This is a genomic window from Pseudomonas simiae (genome assembly GCF_900111895.1).
Classification (GTDB): domain Bacteria; phylum Pseudomonadota; class Gammaproteobacteria; order Pseudomonadales; family Pseudomonadaceae; genus Aquipseudomonas; species Aquipseudomonas simiae.
This window is the reverse complement of the sequence record NZ_FOKB01000004.1, coordinates 70,787-93,013: the sequence shown is the minus strand read 5'-3', so window position 1 is coordinate 93,013 and position 22,227 is coordinate 70,787. Positions and strand designations below refer to the sequence as shown.

27 protein-coding genes are annotated in these 22,227 nt (G+C 57.6%); 2 read left to right on the top strand and 25 right to left on the bottom strand.

Annotated features, from left to right (window positions below):
* Positions 1-25 precede the first annotated feature (25 nt).
* The 5 genes from BMZ57_RS29785 to BMZ57_RS14035 are packed head-to-tail and all read right to left on the bottom strand — an operon-like array spanning position 26 to position 4,271.
* The gene (locus BMZ57_RS29785) at positions 26-769 is read right to left on the bottom strand and encodes a hypothetical protein (protein ID WP_254668482.1); all 744 of its coding nucleotides are present in this window, start codon (positions 767-769) and stop codon (positions 26-28) included.
* Between the two features lie 3 nt (positions 770-772).
* Positions 773-2,212, bottom strand: coding sequence for a gp53-like domain-containing protein (locus tag BMZ57_RS14050; RefSeq protein ID WP_069672641.1), 1,440 nt, complete (start codon positions 2,210-2,212; stop codon positions 773-775).
* On the bottom strand, positions 2,212-2,796 hold the full coding sequence (locus BMZ57_RS14045; protein ID WP_069672640.1) for a phage tail protein: 585 nt from the start codon (positions 2,794-2,796) through the stop codon (positions 2,212-2,214). Before BMZ57_RS14045 ends, BMZ57_RS14050 begins: the two co-directional genes overlap by 1 nt.
* Positions 2,789-3,910 (bottom strand): baseplate assembly protein, encoded by a 1,122-nt coding sequence (locus tag BMZ57_RS14040; protein ID WP_069672639.1) that lies wholly within the window; start codon positions 3,908-3,910, stop codon positions 2,789-2,791. Before BMZ57_RS14040 ends, BMZ57_RS14045 begins: the two co-directional genes overlap by 8 nt.
* Complete coding sequence (locus BMZ57_RS14035) at positions 3,894-4,271, bottom strand: GPW/gp25 family protein (protein ID WP_069672638.1); 378 nt, start codon at positions 4,269-4,271, stop codon at positions 3,894-3,896. The genes BMZ57_RS14040 and BMZ57_RS14035 overlap by 17 nt, the downstream gene beginning before the upstream one ends.
* Before the next feature lie 100 nt (positions 4,272-4,371).
* On the opposite strand from BMZ57_RS14035, the gene BMZ57_RS14030 reads away from it, so the two are divergent.
* Positions 4,372-5,040 carry a DUF4145 domain-containing protein gene (locus BMZ57_RS14030; RefSeq protein WP_074900545.1) on the top strand — a complete coding sequence of 223 codons (669 nt, stop codon included), beginning with the start codon at positions 4,372-4,374 and terminating at the stop codon, positions 5,038-5,040.
* Here BMZ57_RS14030 and BMZ57_RS14025 read toward each other — a convergent pair whose 3' ends face one another.
* Genes BMZ57_RS14025 through BMZ57_RS14005 form a run of 5 tightly spaced genes read right to left on the bottom strand, consistent with a single transcriptional unit; the run spans position 5,041 to position 10,367 of the window.
* Entirely contained in the window at positions 5,041-5,592 is a 552-nt protein-coding gene (locus BMZ57_RS14025) for a phage baseplate assembly protein V (protein ID WP_069672636.1), read from the bottom strand.
* Positions 5,592-6,701, bottom strand: a complete 1,110-nt coding sequence (locus tag BMZ57_RS14020; protein ID WP_069672635.1) for a phage late control D family protein — start codon at positions 6,699-6,701, stop codon at positions 5,592-5,594. Before BMZ57_RS14020 ends, BMZ57_RS14025 begins: the two co-directional genes overlap by 1 nt.
* Positions 6,689-6,895, bottom strand: a complete 207-nt coding sequence (locus BMZ57_RS14015) for a tail protein X (RefSeq protein ID WP_069672634.1) — start codon at positions 6,893-6,895, stop codon at positions 6,689-6,691. Before BMZ57_RS14015 ends, BMZ57_RS14020 begins: the two co-directional genes overlap by 13 nt.
* Positions 6,895-7,776, bottom strand: a complete 882-nt coding sequence (locus BMZ57_RS14010) for a phage tail protein (protein WP_069672633.1) — start codon at positions 7,774-7,776, stop codon at positions 6,895-6,897. The genes BMZ57_RS14015 and BMZ57_RS14010 overlap by 1 nt, the downstream gene beginning before the upstream one ends.
* Complete coding sequence (locus BMZ57_RS14005; protein WP_069672632.1) at positions 7,776-10,367, bottom strand: phage tail tape measure protein; 2,592 nt, start codon at positions 10,365-10,367, stop codon at positions 7,776-7,778. Before BMZ57_RS14005 ends, BMZ57_RS14010 begins: the two co-directional genes overlap by 1 nt.
* Before the next feature lie 19 nt (positions 10,368-10,386).
* Between BMZ57_RS14005 and BMZ57_RS14000 the strand changes: the two genes are divergently transcribed.
* Positions 10,387-10,647, top strand: coding sequence for a hypothetical protein (locus tag BMZ57_RS14000; RefSeq protein WP_069672631.1), 261 nt, complete (start codon positions 10,387-10,389; stop codon positions 10,645-10,647).
* Between the two features lie 59 nt (positions 10,648-10,706).
* On the opposite strand, the gene BMZ57_RS13995 is transcribed toward BMZ57_RS14000, so the two are convergent.
* The 15 genes from BMZ57_RS13995 to BMZ57_RS13925 all read right to left on the bottom strand — a co-directional run bounded on the left by BMZ57_RS13995 (position 10,707) and on the right by BMZ57_RS13925 (position 22,226).
* A complete protein-coding gene (locus tag BMZ57_RS13995; RefSeq protein WP_069672630.1) occupies positions 10,707-11,021 on the bottom strand; it encodes a phage tail assembly protein in 315 nt (104 codons plus the stop codon).
* A gap of 169 nt (positions 11,022-11,190) precedes the next feature.
* Complete coding sequence (locus tag BMZ57_RS13990; RefSeq protein ID WP_069672629.1) at positions 11,191-11,715, bottom strand: phage major tail tube protein; 525 nt, start codon at positions 11,713-11,715, stop codon at positions 11,191-11,193.
* Positions 11,715-13,139 carry a phage tail sheath subtilisin-like domain-containing protein gene (locus BMZ57_RS13985; RefSeq protein WP_069672628.1) on the bottom strand — a complete coding sequence of 475 codons (1,425 nt, stop codon included), beginning with the start codon at positions 13,137-13,139 and terminating at the stop codon, positions 11,715-11,717. Before BMZ57_RS13985 ends, BMZ57_RS13990 begins: the two co-directional genes overlap by 1 nt.
* Entirely contained in the window at positions 13,129-13,341 is a 213-nt protein-coding gene (locus tag BMZ57_RS13980; protein WP_069672627.1) for a hypothetical protein, read from the bottom strand. The genes BMZ57_RS13985 and BMZ57_RS13980 overlap by 11 nt, the downstream gene beginning before the upstream one ends.
* Entirely contained in the window at positions 13,338-13,826 is a 489-nt protein-coding gene (locus BMZ57_RS13975) for a Gp37 family protein (RefSeq protein WP_069672626.1), read from the bottom strand. The genes BMZ57_RS13980 and BMZ57_RS13975 overlap by 4 nt, the downstream gene beginning before the upstream one ends.
* A complete protein-coding gene (locus BMZ57_RS13970; RefSeq protein ID WP_069672625.1) occupies positions 13,826-14,257 on the bottom strand; it encodes a gp436 family protein in 432 nt (143 codons plus the stop codon). Before BMZ57_RS13970 ends, BMZ57_RS13975 begins: the two co-directional genes overlap by 1 nt.
* Before the next feature lie 8 nt (positions 14,258-14,265).
* On the bottom strand, positions 14,266-14,598 hold the full coding sequence (locus BMZ57_RS13965) for a capsid cement protein (protein WP_069672624.1): 333 nt from the start codon (positions 14,596-14,598) through the stop codon (positions 14,266-14,268).
* The gene (locus tag BMZ57_RS29180; RefSeq protein ID WP_139136447.1) at positions 14,595-14,978 is read right to left on the bottom strand and encodes a hypothetical protein; all 384 of its coding nucleotides are present in this window, start codon (positions 14,976-14,978) and stop codon (positions 14,595-14,597) included. Before BMZ57_RS29180 ends, BMZ57_RS13965 begins: the two co-directional genes overlap by 4 nt.
* A gap of 7 nt (positions 14,979-14,985) precedes the next feature.
* The gene (locus BMZ57_RS13955; RefSeq protein ID WP_069672622.1) at positions 14,986-15,909 is read right to left on the bottom strand and encodes a major capsid protein; all 924 of its coding nucleotides are present in this window, start codon (positions 15,907-15,909) and stop codon (positions 14,986-14,988) included.
* A 12-nt stretch (positions 15,910-15,921) separates the two neighbouring features.
* Positions 15,922-17,028: a peptidase gene (locus BMZ57_RS13950; RefSeq protein ID WP_069672621.1), complete on the bottom strand. Its 1,107-nt coding sequence runs from the start codon at positions 17,026-17,028 to the stop codon at positions 15,922-15,924.
* A 235-nt stretch (positions 17,029-17,263) separates the two neighbouring features.
* Positions 17,264-17,740, bottom strand: coding sequence for a phage virion morphogenesis protein (locus BMZ57_RS13945; protein ID WP_069672620.1), 477 nt, complete (start codon positions 17,738-17,740; stop codon positions 17,264-17,266).
* A 10-nt stretch (positions 17,741-17,750) separates the two neighbouring features.
* Positions 17,751-18,581 carry a phage head morphogenesis protein gene (locus tag BMZ57_RS13940; RefSeq protein ID WP_069672619.1) on the bottom strand — a complete coding sequence of 277 codons (831 nt, stop codon included), beginning with the start codon at positions 18,579-18,581 and terminating at the stop codon, positions 17,751-17,753.
* Complete coding sequence (locus BMZ57_RS13935; RefSeq protein WP_069672618.1) at positions 18,581-20,077, bottom strand: phage portal protein family protein; 1,497 nt, start codon at positions 20,075-20,077, stop codon at positions 18,581-18,583. Before BMZ57_RS13935 ends, BMZ57_RS13940 begins: the two co-directional genes overlap by 1 nt.
* On the bottom strand, positions 20,074-21,678 hold the full coding sequence (locus BMZ57_RS13930; protein WP_069672617.1) for a hypothetical protein: 1,605 nt from the start codon (positions 21,676-21,678) through the stop codon (positions 20,074-20,076). Before BMZ57_RS13930 ends, BMZ57_RS13935 begins: the two co-directional genes overlap by 4 nt.
* Complete coding sequence (locus BMZ57_RS13925; RefSeq protein ID WP_069672616.1) at positions 21,675-22,226, bottom strand: phage protein Gp27 family protein; 552 nt, start codon at positions 22,224-22,226, stop codon at positions 21,675-21,677. Before BMZ57_RS13925 ends, BMZ57_RS13930 begins: the two co-directional genes overlap by 4 nt.
* Between the last annotated feature and the right edge of the window lies 1 nt (position 22,227).

The following is a 22,227-nucleotide window of genomic DNA, read 5'->3' as shown; positions in this document are numbered from 1 at the left end:
CTTACCACCACCGATCAGGACTACATCACCCGAGTAGTGAAACAAGCCACTCAGGGCGCACTGGGCGCTTCTCTAGTGAAGGGAAGTATGTCGACTCAGGCCAGTCGCGCAGGTCCTGCCGGTAGGCCTGCAACTGCTTATATTGCGCGATGGTGAGTGTTGTCGGACGCTCGGCCTCAACTTCATCCCGGTGACGTGCAATCAGTGGGTCAGTAAGCAGCAGCGCTTTATCTCGCAAGGCACGCTCGCGGCGTGCCATTTCTTCCGGTGTTGGCCCTGGAGCAGGAACAGCCTTAGGGCGCCCTTGCTCATCGCTGGTCAATACTGAAAAGCTTGTGGCAATAGTCGCTTCGATAGCCCGATGCTCATCCTCTGAAACATCGACAAGTTCGTCTTCCGCAGGTAACAAGCAATTGGGGTTTGGCACCTCAATTAATGGTGCAACAGCGGACGGATCAGGCGTATCAATCAATGGTTGCACGGCTTCAAGATCAGGAATATCTACAGTAGGAGCTACCGCATTCACGTCAGGAACCAAAACCGTCTCCGGGACATCAACGGCCCCCTCTTTCCACTCCGGGTTCGGAACCTCAACCAACGGTCGACTCCAGCCAGGCATTGGCCCCTTTACCACCGGAGTACTCCATGCAGGGTCCGGCACTTTAATCATCGGCGGCTTCCAATCTGGATCGGGGATCGATATCAGTCGAGTGCCATGGAAGTCGTCACGATAAAAAACATTCTCCCGCGCGCTGTAAAAAATCTTCAATTGTTATCTCCCGCGAGCTGTGATGATGGCCGTCAGTGATGCTGGCTGGACCGATTGTTGAGCCTCATCAACTTGTAATCGGCATCCATTAACGGTTCCCATAGAGTAATAAGCCGTTGTTATGTGTCGTACGGATGCATCGTTACTCCGCAGGACGATAGACGTGACATTGATAAAGGCATTAGGAAATGCGAATGGCCAAGTCACATCTATGGTGGCGCCACCTCCTGGGATGTCCCCAATGAGCACCTCTTTCCATTGAACAATTTCTCCGGTGTCAATATTTTTTGTATAGCCGTTAGCGGTTAAGTTTGCCGCGTCAACGACAGACGCCGGCCGAAGTCTGACGACCTCACTATTTATGGTTCTGCGCATGTATGGCGCAGCAGTCGGTGATGCATCAACAAACCCAGCGAAGTCTGCGTTGTCTGCCCCAAGACGGCCAGCCACAGAGGTGGCTACAAACGCGCAGTTAGCAATATACGGACCCGAGTAGCCTGGGCCTTGCGTCGACACGGCTGTGTTGCTGGTTATTGCAGGAACAAACAGCGCTGTCGGGACCGTCAGAATCCCGCTGTAGCTGTACGTCATCGTAGGGCCGGTGACGGAGTTATCGGCGTTAACAGTTCGCCAAGTAAATCCACCAGTTCCTGAACTTCGATTGCAAACCGAATTGAAAGCGTTAGTAAACTGCCCGTCAGTTCCGTATGAAACGAATGCCCCTGGGTTGTTAATAGGCAAAGAGTTAGCAGTAATACATATGCTGTATAAACTAGGCGAGTAAGGACCGCCGGATGTTGGCAGCTTCCCAGAAAGGGAGTTGTCTACCTGGGTCTTGGTGTAAGCGTCCGAGATGCCATAGCCGCCCAACGACGTCGCCTTGTTGGCCTTAGCCGCCAAAGCGTTAGTCATGGTCGTAGCAAAGTTCGGGTCATTGCCCAGAGCAGCGGCAAGCTCGTAGAGTGTGTCTAGTGCTGCCGGTGACGAGTTCACGAGGTTCGATATTGCCTGCTGAATCGCAGACGTAGTCTCGGGCTTGGTGAAGGCATCTGTGATGCCATAACCGGCCAGGGTTGTTGGATTACTTGCTCCCGTCACCAAGCCTTTAACATTGATAGTGACCTTGGTGTAAGTACCTGCTGCGACACCGGTATCAACGAGCGTTAACGCTATTTCTGTATCGCCAGTACCGTCATAGCTACCACTTCCACTTACCGCTCCCTTGAACTTTAGAGTTCGGGAAGCCGCCAATCGAGTCGCTTTACCTACCGTCGTCGTACCGTCGATGATTTTCGCAATCGCCGCTCTTAACCAGGCTGTCCGATTACCCAACTGCTCTGCCTGTTTGTTGGCGATGCCACCAGGCCCACCCAGGACGCGATCAGACGTTTCGATCTGATAAGTGCCCTCAGCAAAGTCTTCTGTTTCCGGCAAGTTAGCCATTAAGCACTGCTCCCATGGTTGTACAGCCCGTCATAGCGAGCGGTGCCGTTGTATCGAATGGCCGCGGCCTGGTATTCAAGCGAGGCAAGGCGACGCCCTGCAGGCGCGATGGAGGACAACATACGGCGTATAACGTCCGCCTGGTCGTTGGTAATGGGGTCTTTGAAAATCACGCGATAGGCAGCCCAAGCGCGGGAATCGCCATATACATAAAGCCCGTCGAAGGCGATGCTGCCGTCGTAAGTGCGTCCTCCGAGCCCTTCCTGGAGTTCGACCTCACCGAAGCCCAGCAAGCGAATGATCTCGCGGATCGCCCAGGGCGTTCCCTTATAGCGGTGCAACTCGACAGCGTTTTTGATCAAGTTTCTACGGGCATCCTCCGACTCAGCCAAAATCCAGACTGCCTCATCAAGCAGGCTGAACTGGTCGGCCAGCACGGGAAGCAACGGTGCCTTTACCAAGTCGACGAGGTAGACCAGCATTGGGTTCAGATCAATGTCGGCATGTCGCTCTTCCAACAGCTTGCACAGCAGTGAAAAACGCTCATCGCCCGCCAGTGCGGGCGGTAATGTCAGATCAGCCATCGGCGGTCCCCGAGTAAAGGATCTCGATGCTGGAGCAATCCGCCCAGCCATGGCGTGGGAGGTCTAGCGTTGCAGCCGGTAACTCCAGGGCAGATCGATACACGCCCGCCACTTGAAGCCTGGCGTTGAGTTGCTCAGGAACGATGTCTATGCCAAGCCCGACACGCAGCTCCTGCGCGTAAACCTCAGCCGCCCCTTGCACAGCAGCCAGCGTGGATTCCTTGTCGGCCCAGGAGTAAAGGGTGATATGCGACTTGATACGCCAGTCTGTCCTGGCTGGCATCTGGGCTCGTACCGTGTCACACAAGGGGCGCAACTTTTCCCCGCTCAGATAGCTTTCGACTTGTTCCAGAAGGTTCGTCGTGGGCATTCCTGCTTCAGTCAGCGGGTGAATCGCGACCTCGCCATCTGGCAGGCCGTCGTCGGGGCCACGCACTGCCACATCAATGATGGACTGGTGAACTGACAGCGCGTGGTATCTGTATGCACCGCGACTGCCTGCAGTGGTGTAAGCCTCAGGGGCAAGTATGATCCGTTGCTTATAGCGGTCATCAGACTCGTCCTCAACGCCATCGGCCGGTATGGCGCTGTTGCTCGCAGTCAGCCCAACGAACGGTTGGCCAACCAAGGTGTTGATCTGGCCGATAGCCCAACCATTTCCAACCACACCCACTGTTTCGCAGATCGCAGACACTTGTACTGAAAGTGTCCCTGCCTTAATTACCGCGTCCTGGCGCGTGAGGAACGCTACAGCACCGTTTTGATTGGTGATCCGTGTGTTTTTCGGAATCAGGCGATCCTGGGGCTGCGGCTGCGATGCAACGAACAAGAAGGGGCTGACTGCTCCAACCGCCAACAACCGGGGGGTGCCGACCAGGTCGCCCAGGTAATCTAGGATTGGACCAGCGCTGAAACGCACCAGGAGCTTTTCCCCGGCGCTCTGAATCGCTGCCTTGATACGGGCCTCGGAATAGGCCACCTGGTTAATGAACAGGCGCTCAATCTGAGCCGGGAACAGCGATTTGCCTGAGTCTCGCTCGTAGAGGGCAATTAGCTCGGCCTCGATCTCTGCGGGGTCGATTTTCACGAACTCGGGTTTAGGCAGCTCGCGCATATGGCACCTCGGTCAGTTGAGGAATGCCGTCGGCTACACGCCATTGCACACGCACAGTGATGTGCTCGACATCAATGCTGACTTGTACCTGGACGACTGATACGCGGGTTTCCCAGCGGCGAATGGCGTCGACGGCTTCACGCACCAGGTGCGGAGTGACTCGGTTTGTGGGCCAGTCGATATATAGATGTAGGTCGCTGCCGAACTCAGGCCGGTGTGCATCGCTGCCCTTGGGGGTGGTCAGGATGATGCGGATAGCCTGGTCGATGTCGCGCAGACCTTCGACCACCTCGCCGGACGTGCCGAGGGCGGGCTGCCAGTGGGCGGCGGTGATGCTGGTGTAGGGAGTGGGCGTCGTCATGCGCCCATGATGGGAAAACCAACTGACGGTGGCTTTTAATCGAGTTTAAAGACCAATCCAGTTAGATTAGCGAAAACAACTGGATGATGGGTTGGTATCAATGAGCAAAGTCGATGGTACGCCAGGTTACAGAAAGGACAGCTTCAATTGCCCGCGTTGTGGCGCATTTGCCGGTATGAAATGGAACGACTTGCTTCTGAATCTCAATGAATACGCGTCCATAGCTCTTTCGCTCTGTGATGCCTGTCGTAAGCCAAGTGTTTGGATCAATGATGAAAGCGGTATCTCCAGGGGATCAAGGGAAGGCAGGCCGTTGCTAGGACTTTTAGGTGGCACTCGAGCCCTGATATTCCCTCAAGAATGTGTTGCTCCTCAGGCGGAGGAGGATATGCCTGAAGGGATCAAAGCGGATTATGAAGAAGCCAGATTGGTTTTCAGCCACTCGCCTCGCGCAGCGGCTGCACTGCTTCGACTGTGTGTGCAGAAGCTTTGTGAGGAGCTTCTAGGCAAACCAGGAAAAATCCACAACCAAATTGGTGAGCTTGTAGAGTTGGGGTTGCCCAGCCGACTGTTGAAAGCGTTCGATACCATTCGTATCTTCGGAAATGAGTCGGTGCATCCAGGAACTGTCAATCTCAATGACAGCCCAGAGGTCGCGCTTGCGCTCTTTACCCTGCTGAACATTGCCGTTCGTCACTGCATTACAGAAGAGAAAGAATTAGAGGCGATACGTGCATTAACCCCTGAAAACAAACGACGGGACATCTAGCTAATGGCTGTGATGGTTTGAGTTTCCACCACCATCCATGATGGTGCCGGTAGCTTCGACGCTTCCGTCGACCAGCAAACTACCTGTTATTGATAGGTCTCCGATCAGGGAGACCTGAGGCACATTTAATGTTGCTGAAGGCGCCTTGACCACGACCGGCTCTCCGGCTTCAACAGTGATATTTCGCCCGCACTTCACACGCAATGCCCCAACACAATCAAGTGTCATGACTCCTGCAGCTCGGTCGTAGGTTGAAACCGTCCCATCGCTGAAGCGGACATAGTCGGTATCTTCATCTACAACTGGCGGTGGCTCAGCAGTCGAGTAGATCCCGCCCAGGTACACACCACCGACACCATCGGCATCGAGCAGCACCGCGACCTGCTCCCCCAACTCGGGCATCAGCGGGCGGCGCTGAGTACCCTGCGTATTGCGCTGTGGCACGTGGAGCCAGTAGCTCTCAACACCATCACGATCATCCAGACGGACTCGCACGCGACAGGTTGGGTAATCCACAGCGCTGATCTCACCGTACTCAAGCTCAATGCCCATCAGGCCACCACCTCGTGTTGGATGCCGTAGGTCGACAGCGCCAGGTCAGGCTTGGTGTTGGCCAGGCTCAGGTTGATCGAGGGTGCCGAAATGCGACACAGCTCTTTATCCACGGTGTAGCCAGTTCGGCTGACACGGTGATGCGAGGCCGTGATCAGGTAGTTTCCGCCAAGTTTGCCAGCGGCCACCAGGGTGACGATGTTGCCGCTGACAAGGTCAGGGCGCCCCATACAGCTCCAACTGCCTGTTGTTCGCTCGCGGTTGGCTTTGGCCAGGTCGGCTTTGGCCTTGGCTTTGGCGACCTCCGCTGAGGCACTGCGCTTGCGCTGTTTCTTCGTGTCAGCGCTGGTTGTGGCCTTGCTGGAACTGCTGGGCACGGCAACGGTTTCGCCATTGACCATCTTGTACGCGATCAACTGTTTTTTGGCAGGCTCTTTGTGTTTCACCTCAATAGCCTTGGGCACCACCGTAATCTGGTCACGCAATCGCACGCTGGCGAGGTCCTTCAAGATCAAACTGGCTACAGATACGCCACTGGCCAGCTCGCTGATTGCGTGAAACACCATGCGTTTGCCGGTGACCTTGAAGGCATAGTCGTACTCGCCAGCCAGGTTTCGGAGGAAGGCCAGGTCCGACTCCTGTTGAGTCAAGCGGTCCAGTTTGATTGGCTCGATACGACCAACTAGCTCCAGCCCCTGACGGTCGGCAATCTGTTTGGCCACAACGTCCAGCGTCATGTTTTCGTAGGCTTTATGTTCAGTGGTACGCAGAGCGGTCTGAATGCCGGCAGCGAGGGCACGAATGCTGATGGTCGACGGCGGGCAGTTCAGTTCCACCTCGTCTATTTCAAAGCTGCCCACCGCCCGTAATGGCTTGCCTTCCCAGCCTATGGACAGTTTCAGGGTGTCGCCATGTCCCGGATACCAGGCGTCCCGCCACTTGCCCTCGGTGTCCTCCAGTTCGACCTCCAGGCTATCAGCCTCACCCGTCAGAAAGTCGGAGTAGGTCAACGACAGCAGGTGCTTGCTGATGTCGCGGGTGATATTGCGTTGCTGGTAGGTCAGCACGAAGCGCGCTTCGGGTACCTGAGCGGGAATCAACGCATCCATGGTGGGAGATCCTCGGTCGACGTCACGGGGTCCAGCATAGGGATGGCCAGCGTCAGCCCAGCTGGAAGCGCGGCGGTGATGGGCACATGGGTGTTTGCTTCGACGATAGGCAAATAGCGGTGAGCGTCACCGTAGTAGCGCCAGGCTAATTGATCCCAACGCTCTCCCTCAGTGGTTACGTGGGCGATAAACATCAGGCTCTCCTGGTCAGGACTTGAGCTGCCAGGCCTGCGAGGCGGGTACTGGCGCTGTTCAGGGTGGTGGCTGCCTGTCCAAGGGACTCGCGGGAGCTGGCAAAGCGGTCGACGATGTTGCCCAGGTCTACTGGATTGAGACTGGACCGGGAGCCCATCACGCTACCCAGCACGGAGTCACTCAGACGTGACAGATCGGCGCCGTCATCGAGCAGGCCTGCCGCGTCCTTGAAGCCCTGGAGCGGCTCAATAGCCCGAGCGGTGATGCCGAGCAGTTGCGGCACCTGCCCAAGAATCATGGACGGACTGCCGCTTTTGGTGGAGTCGTACACGTTCATTCCCGCACGCAAGACGTTGCCCACGGTTTTTGCATGAGCAATAGCCATCTGCGTTGGGCTGGCAGGCGGCGTCAATTTAGAAATCAGCCCCGGAGAGCCAGTCACTGCTGCAGGAGTGCCACTCAATGCCGGATCTAGCAGCCCCGGCCGGAGTACCTTACGGTTAAACGCTCCCGTGTATTCCTTGAGGCTTACCTGGACCGTTGCGGCGGCGATTTGGCCCACAGCGGTTCCCCGTCGCATGGTGTTGCTGATGTCGGTGATGACGTAGGCGCCCAAGTACTCGCCGCTGCCCATCACGAATGCCAGCGGCTCGTGCTTGCTCTTGGCCTGGCGCAGTGCGCGCAGCCGCTCCTCGGGATCACCCAGCAACGGGTGCAGGACCATCGTCAGGTTGCAGGTGTCCAGTCCTTCGCCAATCCACTCCAACAAGGGCTTGCCTTGGATACGAGCATGCTCCGCCCAATCGGCTGTGCCGCTTTGCTCCAGGCCGCTGATGCCGCCTGCAACGTCGAACTCAATGTCTCCCAGGATCGCGAACATCAGGCAAAGCCCTCGTCAGGTGACCCGTAGCTGCGGCGACGTTTATCGTGGAAGTAACGATCCATGTTCTTCACGAACTCGGCATAGCCTGCTTGCAGCCCCTGGGTGACCTGTTCACTCACGTTGGGTCCACCCGGAACATTGATCTGGGGAGAGAAATGGAAAGTAGGCGCCGCGCCTGCACCTGGTGTGCTGCCCTGACCGGAACCTGCGAAGCTACCCATCATGCTCGCCCTGGACACCTCAGTCGGGTTTGGTGGCAGCATGTCGACCTTCGATTGACCCGCCATGCTCAGCGCCGCCTTGCCCACCAGGTCGGATTGAGCGGTGATGCCAATGGCAGCGCCTTCGCTGATGTTTGCGCCATACCCCATGAACACACGGCTGGGCGACTGGATGCCCAGGGTTTCGGTAAACCAGCCCTTAATAGATGAGCCAATGCCCAGCACACTGTCTTTCAATGCACCGGCCATGTTGCTGATGCCGTTGACCAGTCCTGTCACCAGCATGCCGCCGAACTCACTGAACTTGCCGGGCAACTCAACCCCGAAGTAGCTCATCACGCCAGCGAAAGCACGGTAGAACAGCCCCAGCGGAGAGAAGTCCAGGATCAAGCTTGTGATGCCGGACAGCCCGCCGTTGAAGCCAGCTTTGATCTCAGTCCACAAGCCGCTGAAGAAGCCTTTGATGGGCTCCCAATAGCGGTAGATCAGATACGCGCCCAGGGCGATGCCGGTGATCAGCAGGCCGATGGGGTTCATCAGCAACGCTCTACCCAGCCAGAGGACAGCTTGACCAGCGAGCTTGAGACCGAACAACAACGTCCCGCCGAGGATCTTGCCCAGGAACAAACCACCACGCGCCACCATCATCAGCGGTGCGCCGAGTGCCATAGTGACGCCGCGTAAGAACAGGCCGCTGTACCGGGCAACCGTGAGCAAACCGCTGCCAATACGTGTGAGGCCGGTGACTAGGGGCGCGAACTTGCCCATCTGCCACATGCCACGCAGCAGAGTCCATTTGGCGGACACAGTAGTGATGGTGGTGGACATCGCCACGAACGGTGACATCACCAGGTTGGCGCCATAGGCGAGACCGATGAAGGCCAGTTTGCCTGCCAGCAGGCCGCCGACGAGGCCGACAACACCTTTGATGATGGCGGGGTTTTCGCTTGCCCAGGTGGAGAACGATGCCATCAGCGGCACCAAAGCCTTGGTAACATCTACTAGGGCAGGTAACAACGCATTACCTACTGAAATACCTATGTCTGAGAGATTGATTCTTAAGTTTTTCAGCTGCTCTTTAGAGCTGCCCATTCGCTTCGTCCAATCCTCATCCAGTACACCTTTGTCGGCAGCACCTTTACTACCGGCTTTAATATCGCCTAAGTCTTTTTGGTTCGCGAGCGCAGGACGAACAAACGAAAGTACTTGCTGATCAACAAACAGCTCTCCCAAATTGTAGGCTTCATCCAATCGGGCGAGCGCTATTTGCTTTTCTTGGTCATCTTTTAAGTCGAGCGCTTTCCCATATTGGGCAGCAGCTTCGGGCGCCTTCTTCCCAAGGTGTACCGTCAGTATTTTGATCATCGCTTCAGCAGGCGAAAGACCTTCGCTGACTAAGTTCTTCATGCTGCTTTTAAGATCAATACCCGCCTTCTCAAAGGCCTTTATTGAATCTGGAGCGGTAATTTTTGAAAGAAAGTTTTTGAAGTTGTTAGCGGCCTCATCATTTGTGCCTGCGCCACGCCGAGCTATTTGCAGTGACGCTCCGATTTCAGCAACGGCTCTTTCGCCTGTAACCCCTAGTGCAGCGAACTGTGGGGTCAGCTGTGGCAACCACTTTGCCATGTCAGCGAGTTCGAACTGGCCGCTTTTCCCGGCGAATGCCAGCATGTTCATTGAACGCTCTAAACCAGCAGCGCCAATACCCAGGTTATCGTTCAGTGCAATAGCAACAGAACCAAGATCGTCCATGCTAGCCCGGGTTGCGGTCGCGGACTTGGCCATCACTGGAGCGTAAGCAGCAAGTTCCTTGGCGCTCGATATACCCCCCGCGATCAAGACGCCCGTGCCCTTGGCCACGTCGGTTTGAGTTTGGTTCCATCTCAACGCCGCCCCACGCATCACATCACTAAGGCGTTTTTCCTCGGCCTCGTCGAAGCCGCCTGTAATGGCAATGTCACGGGTCTGGTCTTGAAAATCGATAGCCGTACGCATCGACTGCACCACTGGCGCGCCCAGGGCGACTCCAGTACCGATGGTCTCCATTGCCTGGCCACGCAGATCCCCACGCTTGTTCTTCAGCGTTTCGCCACGAGCAATGCTGGTGTTGAGACGCTCCTGTTTCGCCTTGAGCTGTTCAATGGTGCGGCCGACCTGGTCGTATTGCCGCCGAAGACGCTCGACGCCGGTACCGCCTCTGGCGATGGACGCCGCCAACTCTGTGCCCATCAGCTTCTGCTTGGTGGTCAAGCCATCGGTAGCGCGGCCCAGCTGCTGCACAGTGGATTTAGCCGAGCCAAACGCGGCGTGCAGGCTGCCCGATACCACGGCACCAATCTTTAACCCGACCAGGACTTCATTAGCCATAATTTGCTACGCTGCAAGCATGTTTGAAAAAGCCGCTCTGCTCACCGCCAAAACCCTTTATGCACTGGCCATCGGCGTCGGTGTGATCTGGCTTGCCTGGCTCTGCCTGGCGAACCTGCCCTTGTGGGCGGCGGTGCTGATGTTCTGCCTAGGACTGCCGTTGCTGGCCCTGGCAGCCGCCCCTATCGCAGCGGGCGGCGCATTATTGGCGGGAGTGGTAGTGGGGTTGGTAGCTTTGATCAGCGGTTCATTTGCTCGGAAAGTTCGATCCGGCGGTTGATCTCTCGCTCACAAACATCAACCCAAAACCAGTACCGCTCCATCTCCAGCTCGTCGATCTCAGACGGTTGCATCCTCAGTACCAGGAGCAGCGCTTCGTCCCAGGAATGCAGCAAGGTCTCCTCCGCCCACCATTTCCCGAAACACCGCACTGACTGTTTTCGAGTCAGCAATGTCCAGGTCCATCAAGTCCTCCACGGTCATGCCGGTCATCTTCGCTACAAGATGATCTTCCATGGCCGCTTCGTCTTTGGAGTTGCTCTGGGCGTTACTGAGGTCTTTACGTTTGAGGCGAGTGATCGGCAGCGAAGTGATCTGTTCACCTGCAGCGGATTTGAAAGGGAACTTGAGGGGGATACTGAGTTTGTCGGCCACGTTCGTTACTCCAGGTTGATCAAGTGATCGGTTGCTCGAGAGCCCTGAGTGTCGCGCCTGGCCGTGGCGCTGGCTTTTAATCTAGTTTAAAGAAGAAGCCCCGCACAATGGCGGGGCTTCGGTTTTGCCGTCCTGGCGGCTTCGATCCATCGAAGCGATCCTATCGGTCTTACGCCTGACCGATGTTCTTCCGGTACTTGGACAACTGATCCTCACCGCCTACACGGAAGATGTTGGACAGGTAGTCCAGTCGCACGATTTCCTCACCGTTCAACAGCTGGCGCACGTACGTGGCCGAGAACGGCGTTTCGAACTTGGTGGGGTCACGTGGTTTGTAACTGCCCAGGGCGTATTCCTTGAAGGTCACTGTCATCAGGGTGACCAGGGGGATTTCATCCACCAGCCCCGCACTGTTGAACACTTGTACGTTCGAACGGCACTGCAGCTGAACACTTTTGAACGGTGTGGCCAGCTTCTTCGCCGCATCGTAGTAGAGGCTGTTCCACACGATCTTGCCTTCCAGCTTGTCGAGGCCGTCAGGCAATTCAATCAGGCCGACCATGCCCAGTCCTTGGAAGTCAGACATGACGGCTTTGACCGTGCCGAGTTCGATCTCCTCGCAACGAGCAAAGAAGCTGTTGCCATCCAGATATACGTTCGCGTTGGCGATCCGATGCGCGCTAAAACCAGCCATTATTCGGCTCCCAGTTTGACCAGGTATTCCCCGGTGATTTCGGTTTCAAAGGTGCCGCGTTCAAAGGGCACCGGCACGGTGAGCTTGTAGTTGATCAGCAGGTTGCCCAGTTCGATCTGCGTCTGTGGATTCCGTGTCGGATCAAACCAGCACTCACCGCCGAGCAGAGCCTCGTCGCCGATCAGCTTGCGGAAGAACTGGTTGACGCTTTCAGTCAGGCTGTCGATCAGCGAGTTCGTGATCGGCATGTCAACGAACTGCAACGAGCTGTAGCGAATCGATTCGTCGGCCACATCCTTGGTCCGGCGCACGTTTTCGAAGTTGCGCATATGGGTCACGGTGGGCCATGCCGCCGTTCGGTTGCCCCAAAGACGCAAGCCGGTACCGAACGAATTGAACACGGTGGTCACGCCGTTTTCGTTAAGCAGGTTGACTTCGCTGTTCGGATCGTCGACCCGCGCCGTCAGCGGCCGTTCTAGACCAATGACCCCAACCAGCTCCTGGTTGGAGCTGGACCACCAGTACCCCTTGTCGTTATCTACCTTGGCCCGTAGGCCAGCGGCACGGATCGACAGAGGCTGTAGCCGCTCGCTGTTGGTGCGTGCGTTATAGACTTTAACGTGCGGGTAGCACAGACGCGCCCGGTCGCTGCTGGTATTGAAGTTAATCACGCCAAGTGGGCCGCGACCCGCAACGACTTGCTGCACGGTACTACCGATGGGCGCATCAATGTAGGCGACGCCGCCCAGTTGGGTTGCTGACGCGATCAGCTCCACGCTCACTGGGCCCAAGGTGCTGAACCCAGGCGCAATGAAAATCTTGGGGAAGAAACCGAACAGGTTGTAGCTGTCCGGGAACGCCTTCAGGCCCGTTCGCCGACCAGCCAGGGTGACCGAGCCAATGATGTCAGCGGGAGTAACCTTGCTCGGATCAGCGTGGGTGTAGTCAGCCTTGACCTTTGCTCCTACGGGGATAGCGCCTGCTGACATGCGCGTGACGCTGCCGGTCAGCAGGTTCACGGAGTAGTCGGCATCCGGCACGTAGGTGATGGTACCGTCCTCGGACTTTAACGCCAGTAATTGCAAAGCACCGTGCTGCAGTTGCAGCAGGTCATTGTCACCAAACTGACGAGCCTGGCCAACGACGTTGCTGCGATGGACCGCTGGATCAAGCACGTTGATCACCAACACCGTCCCGGCGCCGAAAGCGTGAATGCCCGCGAGCGCGTCAGCAATGCTGAAACCTTCCAGGTCTGGACCGAACTGGGCGTCGTCCACTTCGGTCTGCGACAACGTCAGTTCGTTGACCGGACCAATCGGCGCGGTACCCACCAAGGCGATGACCGCAGACTTGACCACGCGAATAGCCCGAGGGCCGCGCTCGACCTCGATAGTCTCGATGCCGTGTAGATAGTTAGCTGGCATTGGCTTTTGCTCCTTTCTTTTCGGCAGTCGGCAGCGGCACCAGGTGCTTCAGCTCCACCAACACCTGGGTGTATTCGTGATCAGCTGGAAGCTCGACCGGCTGACCAGGTATCAGCTGCACATCGAGCAGTTCACGCGCTTCACCGACGCGCAGTGATGCGCTGCTTTGAGGGCCGGTGTAACGGTATCGGGTCAGTGTCATGGGTAATCCTCGAATCGGGCTTCTGTCATCGGCGGGCCGTCTTCAAGGCCCATGATTTGCAGTTGGACGGCACGGGTGGCAATGCTCAAGCCGTATTGCCAGAGCCCTTGTACCTGGCCAATAAAGTTTTCGGCGGTTGGTCGACAGGTCATGTCGCAGTGCGGCGGCTTCCAGCCGGTCAGGCATTCACGGATTCGATCCAGGTAGCTGATCGCGCCGCTGGTGCCATGAAGTTGGCGAAACACCAGAGTCAGTTGAAAGCTCATGTTGCGTGCCTGGAACACCGCGTCAGTGGACTCCGACGCACCGAACGTTGACTTGCCGTAGGCCACCAGGATCGCGCCGCACGCATGGTTGAGTCGGTACTGGGCCGGGTTTTCGGGGAACAGCTCAATGGCCAACTCCCGGTCAAAATCCTTTTTCAACCGAGTGACAAAAGCGTCCAGCAGTTGCTCGGTCAGTGTCTTTGCCCTGGGTTGGCTCATCAGTAACGCTCCCAGCGGTCATCCGTGAATTGAGGACGGCGCGCACGAACCCTGATCTCACCAGGCTCCGGCGCGGCCTGGCCGGTCGGCATACCCAAGGTGACTACGCCGTCGCGGATGCTTTCCAGCAGCTTGATGGTGTCCTTGCGGCTGTCCTTAACAGGATCCGGCATCGTGCCTTCCGGGCGGCGCTGGTAAAGCCAGTGCCGCGCCAGGTACACCACGGCGTCACGTAGTACGGTGGGCACCGGATCCAGTGGCAGGTTGTAGCGCCCGCGCAGATAGCCATCCACCAACTCCTCAGCCTGACGCACGCCGTCACCAATGACGGTTTCGTTCGGTTGCTGGGCAGCCGGGTCATCGTTGGAAAGCTGGATCAACGTTATTTCGGGGATGGCGTTGCCGATATCGGCGCGAGTGCAGTAGCGCATGGCTGGCCTCAGATACCCCGAACGATGCGGATGACATCACCAGCTGCAGTCGCAACATCCATAGCAAAACCGTTGGACGCGCCTGCAGCGAGTTTCACAGCTCGGCCAGTGGCGTCAGACTCCACCTGGTCACCGGCGGCTATTGCGCCACCGCAGGTGATCAGGCAGATGCCCAGGACACTGACCGGAGCTACGTTGTCGGCCTGGGTGTCAGCCTGCACCGTACCCAGGGCCTTGGCACCGGCAGCACACAAGCCGCCAGAGAAACCGGCGAAGCGGTTACGTGGCAGGTCGACCAGGGCCACGACCGAGGTGATGAGAACAGGTTGTTGAGTCTTCATTTTTTGCTCCTGGAAGGCTCGATAATTCGGCGACGTAACAGCGGGGTCGCCTCCTTATCGTTCAATGAGATTTCGTCACCCTGGTGATACCAGGTGCCGTCATGCAGCACAGACGACACGTCGGTCACCAGATAGCCAGGCAGTTCCGGTGTGCCCGTGGCATCACCAGGCGCAGCAGCTGCATCAGCAGTCGACGCGGTTGGTGAGTTGGTTGCCGGAGCTGCTGGCGCAACTGGATCGCTAGGCTGTTCACCTGCCGTGGCTGGGTCTGACTGCGAAGCTGCTGCAGCTGCTGCGGCTTGGTTGACATCAACCTGAACCACGTCAGTAGGCTTTTCCGAGGTGCCGCCCTGGTCTTGCTCTGTCTTCTTAGCTGCCATGGGAACCTCAGCCGTTGATGTCGGAGATCAGGTAACCAGCATCCGAGCCCACGACCACGGGCTTATAGATGTCAGTGTTACGAACGAAACGCACCTTGCCGCCCGAACCGTCATAGGTATCGATTTCAGGCATGCCCTTACGACGCAGGGTGTAGCCGAAGCTCGGTTCGTCATGATCAGCCTGGGCGCCAGCTGCAGGCTTGGCGACATAAGCCAGGGTCAGGTTGTCGCTCCAGATATCGGAGGTATTGACCGACCCGGCCAAGGACTCGCCGATCAGTACGTTCTCGATGCCGAAGAGCGCCTTGAGGTGTTCAACGGTGATCAGCTTGCGCTCGGTGGAACCCAGGGCTTCCTGCAGCTTCGGGTGGAACTTCAGCGATTGATACACCGAGGCGCCCATGGTCATGGTGTTGGGGCGAATGCCGATTCGGCTGCGGACCACTTCCTTGCCTTGCTCAACCACTGCGATGGGATCACCACCACCATTGCTCCACTGGCTGGAGCCAGCCAGTGTGACCTTGGCGCCTGGCTGAAAGGTGCCAGGGTTTTGTGCCAGCTTGGCGCAGGCCACTTCGCGGCGCAGATCAATGGCATTGACGACGCGACGCGAGGCACGAGCTTCGGCGTCGAACATGGATTCATTCTTCTCGCGGTAATCCACGGGATAAGCGAGGTCATGTTCGCGCAGCACCACGTCCAGGCCATCCACATCGTCCGGAGTCATGATGTTGGATTGGGCACGGATAGCCCGCTCGGTATCGTAGACCTCGAAAGCTTCCTTACCGAACAGCGGGACAACCCCGGCTTCTTTGTCCATCAGCGCGATGGGAAACAGCCCCTCACCAATGTACTGGGCGTTGCGATAGCCCCGCGCCAGGTTGGTGAGGACCGGGTCAACGATCCGCAGTTTGCTCAAACGGTCAGCCATGATGACTCCTTGTTACTTGATGAGCTGGCGAACCGCCGACTCGTAGGGAATATTTTTGTCGGCTGCCAGAGCACTGGCACGGTTGTGCAGGCTCAAGCGATCCGGGTCAGTGTTCTTCTCAGCGAACTCCAGATCGACGCTGATGCTGCTGGCGCCTTGACGGTCTTTGCTTGCCTGCTCGGCAAAGTCGATCTGTGCCGGCAGGTCGTCGAAAATCGCCTTGAGCCCCTCGATCACCGGCTTACGCTCTTTGCCTTCACCGAATTCCAACGGCTCATCGCCAGCCTCGGCGAAGTCCAGGGCAGCAATCAGTGCGGCAGTGTGTTTGGGCAGCAGCTTGCCCGAACCGACCAGTTCCTCAGCAAAAGCCAGGTTTTTGGTATGACGTTCATCGGCAGCAGCCTGCCGCTGGTCAGTCTGATGTTGTTCGAGTTGGGTTTTGAGGCGCTTGTTTTCCGCCTCCAGGGCGGCTTGTTCCGCTGGGCTCACGGTGTGTTCCTCGATGGTGGTGTTGTGGGATTGAGTGGGTTCGGTGAATGAGGGACGGACATCGTCACGAAGTGCTTCAGCTGCAAGGTTGTCCACGTCCCAACCGGGCACTACCTGGTCAGCCGCTTCCTGACCGAACTGGCCAATGAGCCATTCACGCAAGCGGCGGAAGACGCCAGCCGTAATGCTGTCGCCGAAATCACCAAACTCGATGATGCCTTCCTCGTCCTCTGCCAGCTCGATGGGGCGCAGGCCTTTCACTGATGGTGGTTGCGCACCGAGGAAGCCCACATGGCGCAGGTAGTACACGCCCGGTACCGGGTTGTTGGCGGCATCAGGGTGGTAGAACGAGGCGGAGATTTTCTTGAAGCTTTTTTTTGCGACCAGTTCCGCGAATGCCACATCGACTTCGTGCGGAACGGCGATCAGCCCTTCAGCAGCGGCTGAGATGGATTTGACCCAGCCAGCGGCGGGTGCATCGTGTTTAGGATGGCCGATAACCAGAGGCGCTTCGTGCAAGGTTGGATCGTAGGCGCGCACGGTGGCTGCCAAATCGGACTCACCGAACGTGATACTGGCGCCACTCATGGTGACGTGCGTACCTGGCTTGAAAATGTGAAGAGGCTTCATGGGATGTGCGCTTCGTTTGAAGGTGATACGCACAGCCTGGGCCAATCAATGGCCCATGACTTTTAATCGAGTTTAAAGAGTTGCTTAAAGGACTTTGGGCGATGGCGCTGCAAGATGCATCCGCGCAACGGTTCGATAGTTGCGCGGGCTGGCTTTATAAAGCGTTTACGGCGTTTTTGGAGTGGGTGATTCGATGAACCGGAGCTATGCGTAGCTGTAAGCGCCTCTGAGGGGCTTACAGGCGAGCGGCCTTTTCGATGTGATGCATCGCCAGTTCAAGGATTGCTTCTTCTGCTTCAGGCTGCAGCTGGCCCTCGACATCCATTGGCAGGAAAGGTCGCCCTGGAATATCACCCCACAGATGAGGGAAGTCTGACTTCTTCCCCCCGAAGTGCATCATGGCGGCGTAGGGTTTATTACTACCAACCAGTGCAGAGCTGTCATCCGAATGGCTGGTGACCGATGCCGCCAAGCCCGCCGAACTGATCTGCAGAATCTGCCCCGGCCAATTGCCTTTCTTTGCTCGACGCTCAGTGGTGGTATCTGAAAGGTCTTTCCAGTCAGGCCGACCTTCTTCTTCAAAGTTCTCTTCGGTCTGACTGGCCAGCTCAGCAGCGATACCACGCATCAAGGGCGCGACATCTCCTACGGCCCACTCCACTCGACGCAGGGCGTTTTGCAAACGTTCGTGATCCAGTTCAACGGTGATCATTTCAGCTCTCCTACGCAGCCGTTTGTTTGCGCTTCAGCATGTCAGCAAGGCCTGTACCTGGTGCGTGGTTGAACCCAGGATCGGTGCGGAATGTTACCGGCTTGCCCGCCTTGTCAGTGGTTCGGATACCAGTGACGGGCGCAGTTCTGATCTCGCCTGTCCGTTTGTCGGTGCCGGTCTCGACGGTCTCGGTGAACATACGACCTTCGCTCGACACGATCTTCAGCCCCCGGCGTTTCACTGCAGCCTCGCTCAAGGCGACAACACGGCAGCGGCAGTTGAACCCATTGGGTGGGAAGATTGCTGCCCAGATCGGATCATCATGACGAAACACCTGACCGTGCAGCGCCCGATGGCTTGGCCGGGTCTTGCCGTCCAGGATGGCGATGTACATCCAGTATGGATGGGTGTCAGTGGTTTCCTCCATGCTGGCTTTACGGCCAGCCATGTAGGCACTCTGCAGATTGGTCTGATAGATCGTCTTGAGCCGACGCGGACTGCCGAGCTGCACCAGTTCGCCTACGCCCTGACTATCGACAATCACCTGTTGCCCCCACCAACCTTGGCTTTCCAGCGTCGGTTGCAGGACAGCGATGAACTGTTTGAGTGTTTGCCCATCCTGCAGCGCAGTCTCCAGCGCGCCACGAATGTCCGAGAGCAGATCAAGGCGCATGGCTTTGGCCACTGTGAAGGATTGGTCATGCGCCTGGTCGAGCATTTCCTGCCAGTTCCAGGTGATCGCGTAGCCTTTGGACTTCAGATAGGCCACGGCGTTTTCCGGCTCAAGGCCGAAGATGGCCTTGAGGTCGGCTGGATTTGGGGTTTTCGTGGTGATATCCATCAGTCCACCCGATCCGCGCTGGCATTCAAACGGCCCCAGACGTTGGCCACAAACAGCAGGCGTGTGAGGTTTTCTTGAAGTGCCTGGTCATCCATCTGCGGGAAAGCCTCCGCCAACAGACCGAGTGCTTCAGTATCGGAGCGCGCTCGCAATAGCGCCTCGATCACTGGAGCGATGATCTGTTCGCTCTGATTCTGGAGCAGCTCTGCAGGCAGATTGTTGATGACCTGGTCGAGCGCCACCTGGTCGAGGATGGGTTTCAACGTGGACTCAGCAAACTCCGATGATTGAGCCGGTGCTGCCGTCTCATCCAGGTCACCGTCCTGCAGGTTGTAGGTGCGCTTCCAGTACTGCGGTGTGAACTTTACCCCTGACTCTGTCAGCGCTTTGTCGCGGTCGGCCTGGGTCTTGTCGATCTCTTCCTGTTCCCACAGCTCATACACCGGTGCATCAACGTGCTCACCGAAGTTCAGATCCACGACCCGGCGAATGACCGCGTTCATGGTCGCGGCAACAATGCCTTTGTCGCCATCGCGAATATCTTTGAGTACCTCCAGGCCCGCTGTTGCGCTGGCCCGATTGCTGTTGGACTCGGTGGTTTGGTTTTGTCCCAAGAGGCCCACGTTGATTTCACTGCGGCAATAGACCAACAGTTCACGGTAAACCTCGGCGCTGCCAGCCTTGCCAGCGGCCTCGACTATGTCAACGCTGGAGTCATTAGGGATGGCTGCTACTGCGTCCTGGACCATTGCCTCCAGGCTGTCGAGCAGCAGGTCGGTTTCCCCCGTACTAGCCCCACGCGGGTGTTTGCCGATTACCCAGGGCGAGCCGTATTTCTCGGTGAACTGAACCCAGAACTTCAGCCCGCCTTTCATAAAGATCACGGGCCAGAAGCACATCGAAAGGTCAGCAAAGCCATATGGATTGTTGTAGGTCGCGTCCTGACGGGCTACTACAAAGCGTTTCGGATTGCACAGTTCACCGGTCAAGCCCGCGTCGCGGGCACGAAAGCGCAGATTGTTGTCCTGGTCATACAGGAACCACTCAGCGGGTTTGCCTACCAGATCCTCAGGAACAAGGTTGAGCCCAACAGGTCGCCACATCAATTCGATGGGCTGAAACCCGAACAACGGCGCATCCAGCATCTCGCGAATGATTCGATCAAGATCGAGGTCAGCCAGCCAATCCCGAATAAAGCGCTCCACCCGAACAGGTGCATCGCCCCGCTTCAGATCCCGCTCCAGGGCGAGCACCGACGACTTGCGACGACGGATGTTGCCTCCGACCAGAGCGGAGCTGCGCAGGTCGCGGTAGACCGTGATGTCCTTGCCCTGGGCCTTGAGGATCGGGTCGGGGTTCGGCAGGTACATGCCGAGCGCCTGAGCGTCAAAGCTGCGGGCACGGCTGGCGATATGATCGGTCAACCCCTTGTCACGCTTCGGCTCGGCGAAGTTGACGAACTCGGTGGGGCTAACCCACACACCCTTGTTTTTCATGCGTACCCCTGAGTCATACGGGCGCCCTGACGTGGGCGGCGGGATTTAACGGAGACTGGTCCTGCGTCGCTTTCCAAGGTGGCGAAGTTGGCCAATGCGCCAGCACCCGCGAAGTCGCCGTGCCGGTAGAGGTCCGGATCCTTGAGGTCCTGCGAGCGGGCTTTAACGATTTGGGGAATGCCCTCGACCATCTCAATTGAGCGAACATCTTGCTGCAGCGAATCGTCCTGAGGGATGGTGACCGTGCCGTCCTCAAAGAGCTGGATAAACCTTGGCATCCAGGCGCCATACCATGCGCGGCTGAGCTTCACTTGTTGAATGCGGTCATGACCAAGCTCATCCGCTATTTCCTCGGCGAGGGTTTCACCGCTGCCGGTGGCGTCGAAAGCTGCACCGACAAAGCGCGGCAGGCGGCGCAGGATGTAAAGCACGATCTGTTTCTGTTGACGGTATGGTACCTTGTGCATCTCCACCACGAAGGGCACGTCTCGATGGCGAGCCTGGTCAACGGACATCGGGCAGATGACCGAGAAGTCCCGGTGACGGGCATAGTCCATACCCAAGTAGTGCCGCAGCTCGAGCGTCAGTGCCCGCACCAGTGGCGCGAGATAGCGTTCGATCCAGTCCTCGACATAGGCTTCACGGCGGGCAAGTGACTGCAGCGTAAAGTCATCGTCCAGCGCAAGACGTAACACCGTCCGACCTTGACGCATGGCGTCTTCGATCCACACACCAGGAACACACACGCCGTTGCCGTCACGAGGAACGGCATCCAGCTCTTCGCGCATCTGCGCCTTGCGAGGACCGTAGGCGTTGCGAATCTTCTTGTACCAGGCTTCCTTGTCTTCAGCCGTGGCCACCTTGCCGGCCATGAAACACACGCGCTCAAACAAACCATTGGCTACAGCATCATCAAAGGTGGCCCGGTAGACTCGGGCGCTGTCGCCGTAGCGTTTCTCCCGGATGTCGTTAACCATCTGGTTGAACGCATTACCCTTGCCGTTGTGGGTACTGATGATGACGATCCGGCCACCCCAAATCAGCAGCGCCGTGGCGGCATCGAGCACGGCCGAAACGTCACGGTGGAATGCAGCCTCGTCGATAATGACCTTGCCCTGCAGACCGCGCACACCCGCTGGGTTACTGGACAAAGCGACGATCTTGAAACCTGACGCGTAGCGGATACGGTACGCGTTGATCTGCCGGGTATTGCCTGCTTCGTCCTGGTCGTCGAACAGAAATTCCTCGATCTCGCTCACGCCCGAGGCCTGAGCCTCGGCCATCACTCGGCTGAACTTGGCGCAGTAGCCAATAAACTCCAGACCCTTTTCCTTGGTGTCGCCGATGTAGAAACAATCCATGCCGCCCGCGACCTTTTGGGAGGCGGCGGTGATGACCGAGTCCAGTGCCTCGGCGAAGGTGATGCCGGTACGTCGACCTTTTTCACACAGCTTGATCTGCGCATCGATGCCCAGCCATTCAGACTGGTGGGCCATCAAGATGCCTTCAATGAGTGGGTTGTATCCTTCGGGGATCTCCCGAACGCTGGGTGGAAGCTCGTCCCACTCGACGACACGCAGCGTGCTGGATGAAGGTTTCATTGCTTCACGCCCAGGAATTTCTGACGCCAGAACATGGCCTGGTCTTCGGTCATGCCCTTGGCTTTGACGGCGCTATCCAGCTCAGCTGCTTGCTCCTGGAGCAGGCGCTCACGTCCGGCCTGTTCTGCAGCTTGACGCTCCTTCATGCTCAACGTGCGAGCCTGCATGGTGTTCTTGGCCGCTCGTGCCAGCTCGGCCACTTCCTTGGTGGTCACCTCATCTTTTTCGTGGGCTCCCATGGCGGCCTGGTACGCCAGGGTTGAAATGGCCTCGACCAGCAAGGCGCCGGTCTTGTCGGTGGAGTCCTCACCGAACGCACCAACAAACGCTTCCGCCTGCTCACGATGCTGGCGGGCCTTCTCGGTCAGCAGATCGAACCCCATTTTGAAGCGACCCAACGCGCTACGGCTGGGGGCTTTCTCATTGGGGAAGCGCGCCTGGATATCGGCGAGCATGTCATCCAGCGTCATGCGATCTTCACGCAGCAGCTTCTGGATGTACGCCTTGACCATGGGCGGCAGGCGGTTGATCGATGACTTGCCCGCCATG